The 17,478-nt window shown below is 43.2% G+C and carries 16 protein-coding genes and 1 other RNA gene; 7 read left to right on the top strand and 10 right to left on the bottom strand.

All coding sequences use genetic code 11. The annotated features are described in order from the left end of the window. Positions 1-15 precede the first annotated feature (15 nt). Positions 16-214: non-coding RNA, 6S RNA (ssrS, locus tag RTL34_RS04815), on the top strand. A 60-nt stretch (positions 215-274) separates the two neighbouring features. Here the strand turns inward: ssrS and RTL34_RS04820 are convergent. From RTL34_RS04820 to hemW, 8 genes are all read right to left on the bottom strand, one after another. After that, positions 275-1,573: an NCS2 family permease gene (locus RTL34_RS04820; RefSeq protein WP_060995436.1), complete on the bottom strand. Its 1,299-nt coding sequence runs from the start codon at positions 1,571-1,573 to the stop codon at positions 275-277. Positions 1,574-1,792: 219 nt separating this feature from the next. Then, on the bottom strand, positions 1,793-3,013 hold the full coding sequence (gene gspK, locus RTL34_RS04825) for a type II secretion system minor pseudopilin GspK (protein ID WP_312115007.1): 1,221 nt from the start codon (positions 3,011-3,013) through the stop codon (positions 1,793-1,795). A 26-nt stretch (positions 3,014-3,039) separates the two neighbouring features. Further along, positions 3,040-3,864, bottom strand: coding sequence for a PulJ/GspJ family protein (locus RTL34_RS04830; RefSeq protein WP_312115009.1), 825 nt, complete (start codon positions 3,862-3,864; stop codon positions 3,040-3,042). After that, the gene (gene gspI / locus RTL34_RS04835) at positions 3,861-4,277 is read right to left on the bottom strand and encodes a type II secretion system minor pseudopilin GspI (RefSeq protein ID WP_312115011.1); all 417 of its coding nucleotides are present in this window, start codon (positions 4,275-4,277) and stop codon (positions 3,861-3,863) included. Before gspI ends, RTL34_RS04830 begins: the two co-directional genes overlap by 4 nt. 2 nt (positions 4,278-4,279) lie before the next feature. After that, on the bottom strand, positions 4,280-4,942 hold the full coding sequence (locus RTL34_RS04840; protein WP_312115013.1) for a prepilin-type N-terminal cleavage/methylation domain-containing protein: 663 nt from the start codon (positions 4,940-4,942) through the stop codon (positions 4,280-4,282). 97 nt (positions 4,943-5,039) lie between these two features. Continuing rightward, the gene (locus RTL34_RS04845) at positions 5,040-5,741 is read right to left on the bottom strand and encodes a TetR/AcrR family transcriptional regulator (RefSeq protein ID WP_203172016.1); all 702 of its coding nucleotides are present in this window, start codon (positions 5,739-5,741) and stop codon (positions 5,040-5,042) included. Between the two features lie 259 nt (positions 5,742-6,000). After that, positions 6,001-6,786 (bottom strand): TatD family hydrolase, encoded by a 786-nt coding sequence (locus RTL34_RS04850; RefSeq protein WP_312115016.1) that lies wholly within the window; start codon positions 6,784-6,786, stop codon positions 6,001-6,003. A gap of 79 nt (positions 6,787-6,865) precedes the next feature. Beyond that, complete coding sequence (hemW, locus tag RTL34_RS04855; RefSeq protein ID WP_312115018.1) at positions 6,866-8,014, bottom strand: radical SAM family heme chaperone HemW; 1,149 nt, start codon at positions 8,012-8,014, stop codon at positions 6,866-6,868. A gap of 198 nt (positions 8,015-8,212) precedes the next feature. Between hemW and RTL34_RS04860 the strand changes: the two genes are divergently transcribed. Together RTL34_RS04860 and RTL34_RS04865 are read left to right on the top strand one after the other, a co-directional pair. Further along, positions 8,213-9,253 (top strand): hypothetical protein, encoded by a 1,041-nt coding sequence (locus RTL34_RS04860; protein ID WP_312115020.1) that lies wholly within the window; start codon positions 8,213-8,215, stop codon positions 9,251-9,253. Positions 9,254-9,461: 208 nt separating this feature from the next. After that, on the top strand, positions 9,462-10,832 hold the full coding sequence (locus tag RTL34_RS04865) for an MATE family efflux transporter (protein ID WP_312115022.1): 1,371 nt from the start codon (positions 9,462-9,464) through the stop codon (positions 10,830-10,832). A 212-nt stretch (positions 10,833-11,044) separates the two neighbouring features. Here the strand turns inward: RTL34_RS04865 and cysK are convergent, their stop codons facing one another. Continuing rightward, on the bottom strand, positions 11,045-12,061 hold the full coding sequence (gene cysK / locus RTL34_RS04870) for a cysteine synthase A (protein WP_312115024.1): 1,017 nt from the start codon (positions 12,059-12,061) through the stop codon (positions 11,045-11,047). 212 nt (positions 12,062-12,273) lie between these two features. Next, positions 12,274-13,173: a LysR family transcriptional regulator gene (locus RTL34_RS04875; RefSeq protein ID WP_312115026.1), complete on the bottom strand. Its 900-nt coding sequence runs from the start codon at positions 13,171-13,173 to the stop codon at positions 12,274-12,276. 174 nt (positions 13,174-13,347) lie between these two features. Between RTL34_RS04875 and RTL34_RS04880 the strand changes: the two genes are divergently transcribed. From RTL34_RS04880 to RTL34_RS04895, 4 genes are all read left to right on the top strand, one after another. Continuing rightward, positions 13,348-13,809: a CidA/LrgA family protein gene (locus tag RTL34_RS04880; RefSeq protein WP_312115028.1), complete on the top strand. Its 462-nt coding sequence runs from the start codon at positions 13,348-13,350 to the stop codon at positions 13,807-13,809. A gap of 58 nt (positions 13,810-13,867) precedes the next feature. Next, positions 13,868-14,557 carry an LrgB family protein gene (locus RTL34_RS04885; protein ID WP_312115029.1) on the top strand — a complete coding sequence of 230 codons (690 nt, stop codon included), beginning with the start codon at positions 13,868-13,870 and terminating at the stop codon, positions 14,555-14,557. 171 nt (positions 14,558-14,728) lie between these two features. Then, a complete protein-coding gene (gene dapD / locus RTL34_RS04890; RefSeq protein WP_065252815.1) occupies positions 14,729-15,550 on the top strand; it encodes a 2,3,4,5-tetrahydropyridine-2,6-dicarboxylate N-succinyltransferase in 822 nt (273 codons plus the stop codon). Between the two features lie 87 nt (positions 15,551-15,637). Next, positions 15,638-17,464, top strand: coding sequence for an ATP-dependent nuclease (locus RTL34_RS04895; protein WP_312115032.1), 1,827 nt, complete (start codon positions 15,638-15,640; stop codon positions 17,462-17,464). Positions 17,465-17,478: the final 14 nt, after the last annotated feature.

Consider the following 17,478-nt stretch of genomic DNA (forward strand, 5'->3'; position numbering starts at 1 on the left):
AATCTGCTACAATACATGCATCTGGGGTATTCGCCAGTTTATGGTTTTACCTGAGCTGATAATTTATATAAGGGTATGCGTTCTTTTCACTTGTTGTGCAAGCCTGCATCCAGCTACGCTGCGATGATTCAGGAAGCCTTAAGAGTGGTTGCCATACCCACCCTGAACGTTACAGTTCATGGGTTCACATAGACAGCGGTACTCTGGACCAAAATTTAATAAAAAAACCATCTAACCCAATTCGGCTAGATGGTTTTTTTTGCTCAGCCATTGATTAACTTAAAAAAATCAATTTTGCCAACAAAATCACCGTTAACACCCAAACCGCAGGGCTAACTTCTTTATAACGTCCACTCACCAATTTGGCAATGGTATAGGTGATAAAACCTAACGCAATCCCATCCGCGATTGAGAAAGTAAGCGGCGTCAACAGCAGCACTACCGCGACAGGTGATGCTTCGGTCAAGTCATCCCAATCAATCTCACGCAGCGTAAATAACATCAATACCGCGACATAAAAAATCGCCCCTGCCGTCGCATACGCAGGAATCATTCCAGCCAATGGCGCAAAAAATAACGCCAATAAAAATAACACACCCACTACAATCGCGGTCAAACCGGTGCGTCCACCTGCTGCCACCCCAGCTGTGCTCTCTACATAACTCGTTACCGATGAAGTCCCTAGCAATGACCCTGCCACAGCCGCCGTTGAGTCAGCAAACAAAGCTTTACCTAGATTCGGGATTTGACCATCGGTAGACATTAACCCAGCTTTTTTAGTCACGCCAATTAATGTGCCTGATGTATCAAATAACACCACAAATAAAAAGGCAAAAATCACGCTAACCATACTCACATCAAGCGCACCTGCAATGTCTAATTGCATAAAGGTCGGTGCAATCGACGGCGGCATTGACACAATCCCTGAGTAATGGGTTTCCCCTGCCAACAAGCTAATCACCGTCACAATCAAAATTGACAACATCACTGCCGCAGGGACTTTACGCTGCACAAATACGACAATCAGAAAAAAGCTTAAAATCGCCATCGCAGGACCAAAATCAGTGAGTTTGCCCATGGTCACAAATGTGGCAGGACTCGCTACAATGATGCCTGAGCTTTTAAGCGCAATAAACGCTAAAAACGCCCCAATCCCTGCCACGATACCTTGTTTAAGGGTATAGGGAATCGCGTTGATAATCCATTCGCGCAGTTTAAAGGCACTAATCAGCACAAAGAGCAAGCCTGAAATAAACACCGCGCCCAATGCCACTTGCCAGCTTTTACCCATCCCCAAGACGACAGTAAAGGTAAAAAACGCATTTAGACCCATGCCAGGTGCCAATGCCACGGGCAAACGCGCAATCAATCCCATCAAAAAACAGCCCAGCGCTGAGGCTAGACACGTCGCCACAAATACCGCCCCTTTATCCATCCCGGCTTTTGCCAGCATGTCGGGATTGACAAAGATAATATAAGCCATGGTCAAAAAGGTTGTCAGACCTGCCAGAATTTCAGTTTTTATCGTTGTATTGCGGCCATCTATGCCAAAATAGCGCTCGATTACATTCATCTATATTCACCCAATTTATTCATCCAATTTATGCGTCTAGGTTGCATGTGTATCCGTTGTGTAGACAACGCTTTTGTGCCCGTTTTCTGCCCCATCGTCATTCAACAACGCCCAAGAAAACCCCCTTATTTTACCCTAGAATACGCCAGCAACAAATAACTGATTAAAATAAATAAAAAATAACTGGGAATTTTGAAGCCAATTTATTGCGCTGCAGCATTATTGGGCAAAGGGTAAAAATTGGCGGTTGTAAGTGATGAGTTGCGGCGTACCATTTTGCGTGTTATTTTGCGTATTGGTTGGTGCTGGGATGGGTGTCGCTGGCACACCAGAAGCAGCTGCTGGGTCATTGTCAGCTTTAGGTAAAATCTTAGCGATTTGGCTATGCAAAAAAAGCTGCTTGTCGTCACTTTTGACGCTGACAACGACGTGAAAACTTTGACTCTGGGTGGATAAAAGCTTGGCGATGCGTGCTTTGTTACGCTCGTCAATCTGGGCAAAACTTGGTACTGCCCACAGTTGAGTCAAGTTTTGCACCGCTAGGTTGTTTTCTCGGGCATTCGCCCAATTGATGATTGCTGTATCGTCGATTTGGTGGGTAGCCGCCACATTTGAAGCTGCGCTAGTGTCTTGCCCAGATTCTGGGGCGTCATCACTGTCCGAACGGTTTGAGCCTTGCGGATGGTTGCCACTGGTTGCGGCGGGTAAATTCACCAGTACGCTTAATAGTTCGGGCTTCACTGTGTTGATATTCATGGGCAGATAATATGGCACTGCGGTCAGATACGGCGCTAATTTTTGCAATGCTTCGCTATCCATCCCGCGCACATATTGCAATTCATTGATTGAGATAAAAGTCTGGTTAGCGATACCCATCGCCATTTTTTTGCCCGTACTTTGATAATACGCTGCTTCTGCGCCACCGTCGGCACGGGTGTCACTGTCTGGGTCTTGCCAATCGAGCACCGCCATCGCAATATTGGGCGATAAGCCATTGGCTTGTAACAGCGCCTGAAAAAATGCCAGTGCCGTGTCATCTACTTTGCCATCGTGATACAGGTTGTTAATATTAAAACGGCTGGCATCATCGTCGATTTTAATACTGACCTTGGCTTGATTTATGGTTTGCTCTGCCAGCGGTTTTGCCCAAGCATCTGCTAAACTATCGACTTGGTTGACTTGGCTGTCTTGCGCAATCAAATTGGTCGCCATAGCTTCCCCTGCCAAGGCATATTCCCTAAGCTGCCCTTGACCTTTGGTCAGCTCAAATTCTCGAATCATCACTTTTTGATTGGCAAGCATACTGCCTGCCACGATGGTAATCGCCACCACCAACAACAAAATAGTCAGGAGTGCCATCCCTTGTTGCCCATGCCGATATGGCGGGTTTGCTATGGCAATATTTGCAAAAATTTTAGACGGAGTGCGGTTTGTTGGCATGGTGTATTTGCTAAAATTTGATTGAATTATGGGTTCGGTGCGTTTGGCGGTGTGTTTGGTAACGCAAATCGCCAAGTAATCGGCTCGCCTTGATAACTAAAATTAAGCTCGATGCCGCGTGGTAACTGCTGATAAGGCGTCAAATCTATCCTGTTTTGCAAATTGCTATTTTTATCTGTTACGTTATCAGTCGGGTTGGGAATCGGATTGGTTGAAGCATTGGCTGTTTGATTGGTGTTTTTTTGCGCTTGTATTTGCTGTACCTTTTGCAGCGTGGCTTCATCTGGAAACACACTCACCGCGTCAGGCGTCAATGCTCGCCAGCTGGCATCCTTGATACCTGTCAATAACACACTGGTTGCAGGGGTTTCGTTGTTGTCGTCTAACTGGTAAAAACGCCGTTTTGTCAGCGTTTTCCCTGCGACCGAATATTGTATTTTTGCTAGCATAGGTGACGGCTGATAACGCGGATCGGGCGCGGCAAAACGGATAAAACTTATTTGTGACGCATTTAATACAAAGGTTGGCGTCATAGCGGCACTATTGACCGATGCCGTATTATTAGCATTGGCATAGGCAGTCGCTGACAGGATTGGCACCGCCACATAATTGCTGGTTTGTGCCAAATCTTGTGACAGCTGTAAATAAGCATAATCGAGTTGTGATAATGATTTTTGATGTTGGTAGCCACGCTCGCGACTTTTTGTCAGACTATCCATGATCTGCCATCCCGCCAATGCCAGCATCGCAAAAATCACCAACGCAATCATCATTTCGATTAAGGTAAAGCCTTGCTGGGATGTTTTATGCGGTGCCATTGCAGCAGAGCAATGAATAGAAAAAGGGCTCACGGCGTTGTCCCCATATCCTTTACCAGGACTGCATCGATATCCACCACGTCTTTTTTTGCGCTGCCATCGACAATAGGTGCCACGCGAATATGAATGGGTTGGACAAAGCCTTGACTGGTTTGTGTGGTTTGCGGTGAGATAACCACTTGCCACTGACGGCCTTGCGAGGTGATTTGCCGAGTATCGGACGCCGCAAGCCAAGTTTTTTGTACTCGTAATTCTGCCAGCGTGTTTTGCGCCACATAATAGCCAAAGGTTCGTGTTTTCATGTTATCCACGGATTGCAAATAACTGCGACTGGCTTGGCTGGCTGATATCGCAACCACCGCCAAAATCGCTAATGCCACCATGACTTCAAGTAACGTAAATCCTTGCTGATGTTGCCTGATAGCCAGTCTATTTGAGATAGCCATGGTCATTTTGCCACCTCGATTGCCCCAGCTTGGTTGACGATGATGGGATTGCCAACTGCAAAGGTTTGTTTGTCGGCATTAGTTTTTTGGATGCTGATTTGCACGGGTGTCGCCTCGCCTGTCCCAAACCACACCACAGGCGGTGCCTCGCTGCCGCTTAACCAGCTGGCGGTGGGTTGGGTATTTTGGGCGGCGTTAGTATTAAATGGGTTATCCAGTGGGCGGATTTTGACATCAAGGTTGTCTGGCACATCCAGCGGTGGGATTTGTTTTTCTATCACCCATTGTGGTGGGACAGGTTGCGAGGTTGTTGCGGCATTGGCATTGCGAACAGCACTTTGAGAATTAGTAAAGGCGTTTTCTAATTTAACCACTACTAGCTGATTGGGCGTGTCATTTTGCGGCAGTTTGATTGCCAGCCCATAAGGCTGCATGCGTTCTGTTGATAACAAGCGTACATAATCAAGATTACTGGTCAGACGCTCATGAAACGCCGTGTTTCTACGATTTTCACTACCCCCTACCGATAGGCTCATCATCCCAGCAAAAATAGATAAAATGACGATGACCACCATGATTTCGATTAAGGTAAACCCTTGTTGCCCACCCATCGCACTGGGTGCGGGCGTGAAAGTTTTACAAGACCGACCAAATAGCAATCGCATCGTCATGCACTCAGACAAAACAGGGATAGTTTATAAAGCTTAACCGGGGGTGATGATAGTTAACTAGTATTCTTTGACATTTACTATTTGACATTTATTATTTGACATTGCGCGGCGTCAAGTTTGATTCAGTCTGTGAATTTGCTGTATGACTAGCGGCGCTGGGTGGGTTTGCCCCAGGAGGCCCATCCACTGATTGTACCGCAGCAGGGTATTGCTTGGGAATATCTAAAATATGTTGAACCAAGGCAAAACGTAAGGTATCGCGGCGACCGAGATAGCGTTGATAAAAACTAGAATTCAGCAGTCCTGCACCGCCTTGACCCATCGCCCAAATGGTTGCCAGATAGTCTCGGGTACTCATGCTACTGTGTAGCGATTGCAGGTATTCAGCCGTGGTATTGATTAATCGCTTCATGCGTTCACGGCGAATTTCATACAACTGCGAAAAAAGCTTATTAAGCCCTACAGCAGAATTGGCTAAGCGTTCTTCGATTTGGTTGAGTAATATGGCTTTTTGCGGATTGATCAGTTGAAACAGGGTAAGACGCGCCACACCTGCGGCAGGACAATCGCCGACTTCGCTCAGCGCAAGTAGTTGCTGCTCATGACGGATAATGATGCGTAAAAACAATTCATCTTTGCTGGTAAAATGCTTGTATAGCGTACCTTTGGCTAGGTCTAGCTGCTCGGCTAAACTATCTAGGGTGATATCGCCTTCCCCAGACTCTAATAGCAACTGCTCGGCAACTGCCAATATGACTTCTTCACGATTTTTGAATTGTTGTTGACGACTCATTGATTACTCCATCAGTCTGTTCTAGTAGCCCCTATTGTTGACGAGACCCGTTACATCAACCCATCTACGCACAACTGTTAAATGATAAAAAAATGCTCGCTTATTAACCTTGCATAGTAACTCAGCTTAGCAACTTCGCTTAGTAACATTGGAGCAAGGTTGTTACGTATGATACATGACTGATGAGTCATTGCCAAATGGTTTATCACATAAATTTTATTACCTACTTAATAAAGTATAAAGATTTCGTTAATTATTTTTAAGCATATTGATGTAATAATGCGTCAAAATTTTGATGGGTTAAGTGCGCGAACTCATCCACTGGCATGTCATAATGCTTGGCGAGAAAATCCGCCACATAAGGCACAAAAGCAGGCTCGTTAGATTTACCGCGTTTGGGCACTGGCGCCAGATATGGGCTGTCGGTTTCAATCAAAATGCGATCTTTAGGCAGTTTTTTCGCCACTGCTTGTAATTCAGTGGCATTTTTAAAGGTCACAATCCCTGATAAAGAAATATAAAAACCCAAGTCCAATGCTTTTTTGGCGGTCGCATAATCTTCTGTAAAGCAATGAATAATGCCATGCTCGGCTTTTTCTGCTTTTAATAAATCCAATGTATCGTGTTTCGCCTCACGGGTATGAACGATAATGGGTTTTTTTAGGTGCTGGCTGGCATGAATATGGCGGGCAAAGCTCGCTTTTTGTTCTATGCTGTTTTCTGTTGACCAATAGTAATCTAGCCCGGTCTCGCCAATCGCCCAAACATGCGGCTGATTTGCCATTTCAACGAGTGTCTCAACCGTGGCACTTTTTATCATGGCAAGGTCTTCGCACGGATGCACGCCCACACTCATCCCCAACGTTAGCCCGTCAATTTTTGTATTGATAATCTCATAAATAGCATCGTATTCATCCAGCTCACACATAATCGCCATAATCCGCTGCACATTGGCATCCTTGGCAGCTTGTAAGGCTTGACGGATATTACCTTGATATTTTTCTAAGTCCAAACGGTTTAGATGCGCATGGGTATCGGTAAACATATTACTCTCTTTTTTTTAATTGATTGACGCTTAAATAAGGCTGCGGCGCATAAATTCAATCAAATGCACCGTCAAAGCGTTAGTCATCGGGTAAAAATTCTTGCAGCACTTGGTTTAAAAATAAAAACCCTTGCGCTGTGCAGTGGATATGGTCACCGCTTAACTCAACCAACCCCCGATTGTGTAGTTTTATCAATTGCGGCTCAATGACTGACCATGCCAAGCCTGTCCTCTGTGTCCAAAACTGTTTGGGCACGCCATTTTTTAGCCGCAGCCCATTCATCATAAATTCAAACGGTAAATCAGAAGGCTCGATGGCTTGCCAACCTATCGCCGACTGATTAACCCTATAATCTTTTGGTAAGCGCGATTTACTAAACCGGTAAATGCCATCAGACCGCGTGACTTTACCATGCGCGCCTGCCCCAATCGCCAGATAATCACCAAACTGCCAATAGTTGAGATTATGCTGACTGGGCTGAAAATCCGACTGCCTTGACCATGCCGACACTTCATATTGCACAAACCCATTGGCTTTCAACAGCTGCGCGCCTTGCTCAAAAATATCCACCAATATCTCGTCATCGGGCAAAATCGGCGTATTGCGATAAAACACGGTATTGGGCTCAATGGTAAGCTGATACCACGAAATATGCGAAACGCCCAAATCAATCGCTTGCTGCAAATCGCTCAGCGCGTCTGTCAGTGTCTGGTTGGGCAAGCCATGCATTAAGTCGACATTTAACTTTTTAAACCCTGCTTGCTGGGCATTGGCAATGGCAAAAAGCGCTTGCTGCGGGTTATGAATCCGCCCCAAGGCAGCAAGTTTTTGGGCTTGAAAACTTTGTACACCAAGCGACAATCGATTGATACCCACCGCTAGATACTCATGAAATGGCGCATGCTCCACGGTAGCAGGATTGGCTTCCATGGTGATTTCACAGTCGTCAGTCAGTGTTAACTGAGCATTGATGCCCGCAAAAAGCTGCCGATATTGCGCAATCGGCAGCAGCGATGGCGTGCCGCCCCCAATAAAAATGGTGGCAATCTTGCGCCCTTGTACCAAGCTTAGCTGGGTTTTTAAATCCTCTAACAGTGCATCGACATAGCCTACAAAATCAATCGGTGTACGGCTTTCATGTGAGTTAAAATCACAATACGGGCATTTTTTAACACACCAAGGAATATGGATATAAAGCGATAAAGGGATAAGGTTTGGATTTGGCATTAATCAGTAACTAATTCATTTGATTGATAATTTAACACACTATAGCCAACAATTTTTTGATGATAATCGTTACTATTTGGCTATACTTTAAAAAATAACAATGGTAGCATAGCCCCAAACTTTTATTTTGATTTTATTTAATAATTTATCGCTATTTGTTATTGCTATTTCATCTATTATCAAGGAAGGATTGTCATCATGTCATATAGCCAAGTGCCTGATAAAAAAGCGTCTTATAAAATAGGCATGCTAACTGTGCTCACCATCGCCCTATCTGCGTGTGGCGGCTCAGGTAGTGAGACTGTCGACAATGCTCTAAACGATGCCAATGATAGTTATAAAAACATTGCAACGGATGTCCGCGCTGCCTACAAAAAAGTCGAGAATAAATTAACCAATAAAGAAAAAAGTATGGCAGAGATTTTACAAAGTATCTTTTTGCCCGAAGACAGCTTAGATAATTTTTTGGATAAAATCACCCCAGAAGGCGGTAAAGGGGGGTTGTACGTTGGCTATTTTGTAGAAGACAACGACAACGAGCCCAATGATAGCGACCTGGGTGTGGTGTATTTTGATATTGGCAATGATTATGCCGCCTCAGTGTATGGTCAAATGAGCTATCAACAAAAAACTTGCCAAGACCCAAACACCTTAACCACAGAAAAAATTTCTATTAAAACTGACCAAAAGATGGGTGGTGTGCTGTCTGGCACACTCGACCCAGCAGCAAAATTTGATAATACGGTTCTTAAATTTTTACAGTTTGACGAATTAAAAACCTCTGTGGCGGGCATGCCATTTAATGGCGATTATGATAGCAAGCGCGATTATTGGGATGGTCAATATAGTTATCAGGTGGGTGTCGATTTTGGCAAACAATTATCTGACAATAAAGACGGCTGTGATGTCAACTATACCTTAGGCGGCGATGGCGATTTTAAAGTATTACCACTCACGGCTAGGGTTGGCAATTTAGGCGTTAATCTCATGGGGACAGGTAGTACCCTAAACCTCAATTGGGCTGCGCCTGCCAACACCGCTCGCACCCTTGTCACCCAAATCAACTTGGATAAAGCCACTGACCGCGGTATGGGTTTTGTACGCACCAACCAATTAACCTACGGCACTACTTTTACACCCTTTGTGGATGCCACTAAAGCCAATTATGCGTTTGTGGTACAGACCTTTGATGCCACCAATAAACTGACAGGCTATCAAGCCATGATTAAAGCGCTTTAAAATCTATTGTTGAAAAAAGCCTTTATCAAATTGTGGCGACATTTGATAAAGGCTTTTGTATGTTGATGCTATCACAATCAAACGCTAACTTTTTTGACCTGTTAATTTGCTGACCTGTTAAACAATAAATTAAACAATAAAAAATCATGCCGCAAAATCTGTTAAACTGCCGCCTTTATTGAATTTTCAACGAATATTTGGTCATTACATGCTGTCAGCTATTGCTCGTCAAGACTTCAAACAATTATTTGTCTTGACCTTCCCTATTTTAATCACTCAGATTTGCCAGTCAGGGCTCGCCTTGGTCGATACCTTACTCGCAGGTCAAGTCTCTGCGCTAGATTTATCGGGCGTGGCCATCGGCGCGGGTATTTGGATGCCCACTTTTTTGCTGGCGGTTGGTATTTTGCTTGCCACCACGCCATTGATTGGAGAAGCGATTGGTCAGCAGCAACTACAAAAAGTGCCATTTATCACCCAACAATCGCTATGGCTGGCGCTTATCATCGGTATGATAGGGTTTGTAGCGGTCAATCAGCTGCATTATTTGTTTGATTGGATGAAGGTACCGAAGGATATTCAGCATATCGCGCAAAAATTCTTGTTTGGTATCTCTTTTGGGTTTCCTGCAGTCTGTTTATACACCTCGCTGCGCTGCTACACCGAAAGCTTAAAACATCCCACCGTGGTCATGGTGATTAGCCTCATTGGTTTGATTTTAAATGTGCCGCTCAGCTATGCGTTTATTCATGGCGTCACCCTCGGTGAAACTGTGCTGATTCCTGCCATGGGCGGTGCGGGCTGTGGTTTTGCCTCTGGGATTGCGTTATGGATAAATTTATTGATGTTGGTAAGCTATTTGACTTTGAGCCCCCAGTCAGATTTTGCCAATCAACGCTTTTTCGCCAATTTTGCCGGCATGGATTTTGCTCAGTTGCGTCAGCAATTATCGATTGGTATTCCCATTGGTATGTCGATTTTTTTTGAAGTGAGCGCGTTTAGTCTAGCTTCCATTATCATCAGCCCGCTGGGTGAAATCGCGGTGGCAAGCCATCAGGTAGCGTTGACGATTTCATCGCAGTTATTTATGTTCCCGTTTTCAGTGGCGATGGCGCTCACCATCATGGTGTCAAACCGCTATGGCGCCAAAGATTACCGAGAGCTTAAACGTATCAAGCTCATCGGCATTGCCGTAGCCACGTCATTTGCGGTGATTAGCATGTTGTTAACTGCCATTTTTCGGCAAACCCTGCCAACTTTCTTTAGTGAAAATCCCCAAGTGATTCAGCAAGCCGCGCTGTTATTATGGTTTGCCACCGTGTATCAGTTGTTTGATGCCTGGCAGGTCAATTTTGCGGGGATTTTGCGCGGTATGCAAGATACCACAGTGCCGATGTTCATCACCTTGTTTTGCTATTGGGTGGTGGCGATTCCGCTGGGTACCTATTTGGTGCGCCATACCGATATGGGGGCTAAAGGATTTTGGATCGCGCTGGTTGCAGCGCTGGGATTGGCGTCGCTGCTGTTAGGAACGCGTTTATTACGTCAGCAAAAACGCTTAAAAATGGCTTGGCAATAAAAATAAGTCAGCAATAAAAACGACTTGAAAAAAAATGAGTGGCAATGATTAGCAAATTCGCTTAGGCTATTTATTGTGAGTTATTCGTTATGGGTCATGGATTGATGACTATGTGTAAGGTATTAAACCGATGATTTTTATAGATATTTTAAATTAAAAATAAATTAAAAAAGGGCTAACTAACGCCCTTTTTTATCGTTCATAAAGGTTTGTTAATTAAAGTTCTCGCCAGTGAAGATACCATCAAATAGCACACTGGTTAAATAACGCTCACCACTGTCTGGCAAAATAACCACAATGGTTTTGCCTTGCATCTCAGGGCGGCTTGCTAGTTGATACGTCGCCTGCAGCGCTGCACCGCAAGAGATACCGCATAAAATACCTTCTTGGGTCATCGCCCGTCTTGCCCATGCGATCGCATCATCGCCAGTTACTGTGATGACTTCATCAAGCAAATCAAGCGCAAGATTTTTTGGGATAAAGTTGGCGCCAATTCCTTGGATTTTATGGGGGCCTGGGGTGATGGGTTTACCTTCACGCGTCTGGGTAATAATCGGTGATTCCGCAGGCTCAACCGCGACGGTATAAAGCGGCTGATGTTTGATTTGTTTAAAATACCGGGCGATACCCGAAATCGTCCCGCCTGTACCCACGCCTGCGACAAGTGCATCGACCTTGCCCGCGGTGGCATTAAAAATCTCAGGTGCGGTGGTTTTGACATGAGTGTCTGGGTTGGCAGGGTTATCAAACTGTTGCGGCAAAAAGTATTCGCCAGGATGGTTGTCATGGATTTCTTGCGCAGCTTCCACCGCCCCTTTCATACCTAGCGAAGGCTCAGTGAGCACTAAATGTGCGCCCAAGGCGGCAAGCACTTTACGGCGCTCCATACTCATAGAAGCTGGCATGGTCAGCGTGATTTTATATCCTTTGGCTGCTGCCACAAACGCCAGCGCAATCCCCGTGTTACCACTGGTCGGCTCGATGATTTGCATACCTGGCTTTAATAACCCTGCTTGCTCGGCGGCTTGCACCATGCCCGCCCCGATTCGGCATTTGACCGAAAACGCCGGGTTACGGCTTTCGATTTTGGCAAGCACGGTCACCCCCTGTGGCATGATATGGTTAAGATGCACCAGCGGCGTGTTACCAATCGCATCAGCATTGTTGGCATATACCGCTGTGCCAAGGTTGGCGGGTGCGGCGTAGTGGTCGTCAGGTTGTTGTAGCATAGGTATTCCCTTTTTTTTGAGGTATTGTTGAATGATTTTACGGCAGTGATTTTGCGGTGTCTAACATCATTTGGTAAATTCCATATATCAAAAAGCGTTAACACCCGGGTCTATAATACAAGGCTGTAACACAAAGCTGTAACACAGTGCTATCAAAAGGTTTATCAAATGTTGATAGCCTGTCGATTAAACTCTCCTATTAAACTTTCCCATTAAATTTTATTATTAGCTTGGCGCTGTACTATGTTTAGCCAAGCTTGCATGGCTGGGGTCAGTGGTCGGTGTTTTCGCCATGCCATCACCATTTGCCAAGTCAAATTAGGCTGGACAAGCGGCAGGCAAACCAGCTGTTTGTCATCGAGCTTATCGGTATAATATTTGGGCAGTAGCGTCACCCCCATGTTTTTTTTCAACAAGGTTGTCAGTAGTTGCCATTGGTTGGTATGGCAAACGATATTGGGTTCAAAGCCGAGTTTTTGGCATTCTTCGACAATCATTGAGGTAAATGACGAATGGGACGCAAACAACATCAACGACGCATTTTTTAAGGATTTTAAAGTCACTTGTTTGATGGTATGGCCCATATGCTGTCGGTGTGCCACCATCATAATGGGATAATCGCATACTGGGATACAATCAAAGCTATCTTCAATCGGTTGCATCAAAGTACACACATCAAGCGTATCATCGAGCAAGGCTTGTTTTAACGACTCTGCGCCATCTTCTAGCAACGACAGCTCAATATGGCGATGGGTTTGATAAAACTCAAAAATCGCATCGCTCAACAACTCGCCCCCGAGCGGTGACAACCCTAGCCGCAGCTGCCCGCGATCCATGTGCTGATATTGTGTCACCGTCTGCTCAAGGTAGCCGACATGTTGCAGCACCGTCTGCGCCTGCTCATATACCAATGCGCCAATTTCGGTCAGCGCAATATCCCGCTTGCGGCTCATCAGTTGCTTATCAAAGAGCGCTACCCCCAGCATATCTTCCAAATTGGAAATGGCTTTGGTGACTGTCGGCTGCGTCAAACTCAAGGTATCGGCAGCATGAGAAAATCCGCCGGTCTTCACCACCGTGATAAAGCATTGAAGTTGTTTTAAGGTCATCATATTTGTGCACTGCCCAAAATAGCTTTATAAAATAGCTTTATATTGTTATAGCTTCGTTTTGTAGCTCTATAGATTTTACGCATAATTTTAAAAATATTATTCATATTTTTTGTTAATGGTTTTTTTATACTACATATCTTCATTGTTGATGACTTGTTTACCATGAAACGCACTATGAATCTTCCAACTTTTCAGCAGCTATTACGTCATAAACTGTTACCCCATAAAATAGACCCTATGTTACAACAGCCTCTGGTCAAAATTTTACTGCAAATCACCCTCATTGGTGTGGTATGGGGCTCAGCTGACATCCTCAAAAAGTTATTCAACCTCCCTATGTCATCTGGCATCTTGGGGCTGTTTTTGATGCTGGGATTGCTATTGACTGGGGTCATTAAAATCAACTGGGTCAATGTCGGCGCTAAGTTTATCTTAGGCGAGTTGGTGCTGTTATTTATTCCGCTGATGATGTCGATTACCCAATATCAGCAGTTATTTTTTGCTCAAGGTTGGCAGCTGATGATTACCATTGTCGTGAGTACGGCACTGGTGATGCTGAGCTCTGCCATCACTTTTATGCTAGGCAATCGTGTTAAGCGCGTGTTGTATCGCCGCACGCACCATGCACATCAATAATCAAACTTATCACGACTCATATATTATTAATCATTAATCATACCAATCGTAATTTACTATGAATATTATCTCTATCGGCTGTTTAATCTGGACTATCTTGGCGTATGTTTTAGCAAAGCGGGTGTATGCCCGTTTCCCAAAATTTTGGCTCAATCCTGCCATCACAGTGGCGACGGTAACGATTATTTTGATGATTGTGCTTGGGATTTCTTACCAAACCTATTTTGCCGATACCGCTTGGATTGTGGAATTGTTGGGCCCTGCCACCGTGGCTTTTGCCATACCGATTTATCAGTATCGTCAATTGATTTACCGCTATGCTGCCGTGCTTGCGGTGTCGATTCTGGTGGGCATGTTGGTGGGTATTGCTAGCATCATGGTGTTTGCTAGCCTGTTTAAATTTGATACCACCCTCACCTACAGCTTAATGGCACGGTCAATTTCTACCCCATTTGCCATTGATTTGGCGCAGCAGATTCATGGTTCAGCGGCGCTCGTGTCGCTATTTACTTTAATTACTGGGGTGGTCGGCATGGTGATTGGCGATATGGTACTGGCATGGTCAAAAATCCGTTTTCATCTTGCCCACGGCGTGGCATTGGGTAATGCGTCACATGGTTTTGGTACCGCAAGAGCCAGTCAGCGCCATGAAAGCGAAGGCGTGATTGCCAGTCTGACGATGGTATTGGCAGGGTTATTTATGGTATTTTTTGGCCCTGCGCTGATTCATTTAATGACAGCTATTTAACCCATGCTTTTTTAAGCTATTTAACACATGCCTGTTAATACTTGCTGTGATTTTACAATACCTTAAAGCTATCTACTCATGAAAACTTGCCAAAATGACGTATTAATATTTGCCAAACAAAATAAAATTAGCGACAATGACCTACCTTTTTTTGGATTGTAGGAAAAAATTATGTCATTACAACAGATTATTGAAGATGCGTTTGAAAACCGTGCCAACTTCAACCCCAATGACGCCACCGACGATGTGCGTGCTGCCGTCAATGATGTGCTCGCTCAGCTCGATGCGGGCACCTTGCGCGTCGCAGAAAAAAAAGACGGTGAATGGATCGTCAATCAATGGGTCAAAAAAGCGGTATTATTATCCTTTCGTCTGAACGACAACCGCATCATGAATGGCGGTCGTGACCTGCAGTTCTTTGATAAAGTCGAAACCAAATTTTCAGACTGGGGCGATGAACAATTTGCCAAAGCGGGCGTGCGCGTGGTGCCACCTGCTGTCGCGCGTAAAGGCTCATACATTGCCAAAGGCGCTATCTTGATGCCATCTTACGTCAATATCGGCGCCTATGTCGATGAAGGCACGATGGTCGATACGTGGGCGACGGTGGGGTCATGCGCCCAAATCGGTAAAAACGTGCATCTGTCTGGCGGTGTCGGCATTGGCGGTGTCCTTGAGCCGCTACAAGCCAACCCAACCATCATTGAAGACAACTGCTTTATCGGTGCGCGCTCAGAAATCGTTGAAGGTGTAATCGTTGAGGAAGGCTCGGTGATTTCGATGGGCGTGTATATCGGTCAATCAACCAAAATCCTAGACCGCGAAACAGGCGAAATCAGTTACGGCCGTATTCCTGCAGGGTCAGTGGTCGTGTCAGGCAGTTTGCCAAGCAAAGACGGCTCACACTCGCTTTACTGTGCGGTCATCGTGAAAAAAGTAGACGCACAAACCCGCTCTAAAACCTCTATCAATGATTTGTTAAGAATGGATTAATGTTTGACATTTATATCATTCCTTTCTACACTAAACCGCTTAATAGCGGTTTTTTTATTTAATTTTCATTAATATATGAGGAGTGATATGTTAATTAGCTCAATTAGAATAAAAAACTACAGAGGTATTAAGGAAGCTGAAATTAAATTTGGCTCTTTCAACTCTATAATAGGTAAAAATGACACTGGTAAAACTTCAATTTTATCTGCTATTTCATCTTTTTTTGACTTAAAGAACTATCCCATAAGTAATAATGATTTTAACAATATTTATAAGCCCATAGAAATAGAAGTAGAATTAACAGATAATTTTCTGAAAGACAAACTGATAGAATGCCTAAAATCAAAACTCAAAAAAGAAGCTGGTTTAGAGGAATATGTAGAATCTTTTTTACATAATAATTCGCTAAAATATCGTAAAAGTATCAATTTTAACCAAGCGAAATTTTCAGAAGAAAAGGTCTATTTTAATGATTTTGAAAGAGAAGATTTACAGAATATTTATTTTAAGTCGGATGAAGAAATCAGTAAAATTTTAGCTGAAAACTCTATTAGTGTTCCTGTAGCAGGAAAAGGCAGAAATTCCAAGTACGAAAAAATTAAACAAATTAAATCCCATTTTGCTAATGAACCATTTCGAGCCCATTGGGTTAATGATGAATTTAAAATTAGTACCCTTCTTCCAGATGTCGAGTTTTTTAAAGCGGATTATGGTTTAGAAGCAGACACAAAGTTCAAAACTCAATCTGTCAGCGAAATTTTAAGTTATTTTGATAGAGAAAATAGTTTAGAAGATTCAAAATTAAAAAAAATTGAAAATGAAATTTTTACTGAAATGCAATCAGAGGCAAAAGCTATTAAGCATTTCATGCAAGAATATGCGACAAATTTGGTTGAAGTTGAAATCAGACCTTTAATTTCTTGGAAAGATATCATTAAATCAGTTGATGTAAGCTTTAAGTTCGATAATGATGAAAAACTAATTCCTATGACGCACAAAGGAGCGGGCTATAGACGTATTTTTATGGTAGCAAGATTTCGCTATTTGGCAGAAAAAAATCGTCAAAGCAATATAATTTATTTGATTGAAGAGCCAGAGACTTTTTTACATCCTTCAGCGCAACAAGATTTAATTGAAGCTTTCAAAGATTTATCTGAAACAAATCAAATTTTTATTACAACTCATTCACCAGTTTTTACTGGCTCAACAGCTCTTGATTCAGTAATTTTATGTACTAAAACCCAACAATCTAATTATGAATATAAGAATGATTTAAATAACGAAACTTTTTTTAGAAAAGTTATTCAGGAATTAGGCATAAAGCCTAGTTATAATTTAATGGATAGTCATGAAAAAATAGTATTTGTTGAAAGTCATAACGATGCCTTATTTTATGATTGTATATGCAAGTCATTAGACTTAGGTAATTTATTAGGCAATCCTAGAATTCTAGTTTTACCTTTTGGTGGGGGTGAAGATATAGATAGCTTCCTTAATATTGAGTATTTTTCTTCTTCTAATAGATTTTTGTATCTTTTAATTGATAGTGATTTACAACAAGGTGAAGAAAAAAAGTTAAAGCAACAGCAAAGAGTTGATTCTTTTATAGCTCGTAAATATCAAGCTGATGGATATGTTTTAAAAAAAAGCTGTATTGAAAACTATTATCACCCTAGAGCAATAGAAAGAGTGTTCGCAAATATTGGAATTGCACCAAATACTTTTGAGGTTTTTGAAGACAATGTAAATGTCAAAAAATTTTTTAGAGATTTTGTAGAGCAAAACAACCTAGAGGGTAAAAATTTAAAATATAAAAATAATCATCAAATCTTTCAAGAAACTACCAAAAATGAATGGTCACAAATATTAGAAAGCGAACTAATTGAATTTTTGGATAAACTTATAAGTTCATAGTTTTTATCATCCAT

This window comes from Moraxella sp. CTOTU47915 (assembly GCF_031986685.1).
GTDB classification, from domain to species: Bacteria; Pseudomonadota; Gammaproteobacteria; order Pseudomonadales; family Moraxellaceae; genus Faucicola; species Faucicola tetraodonis.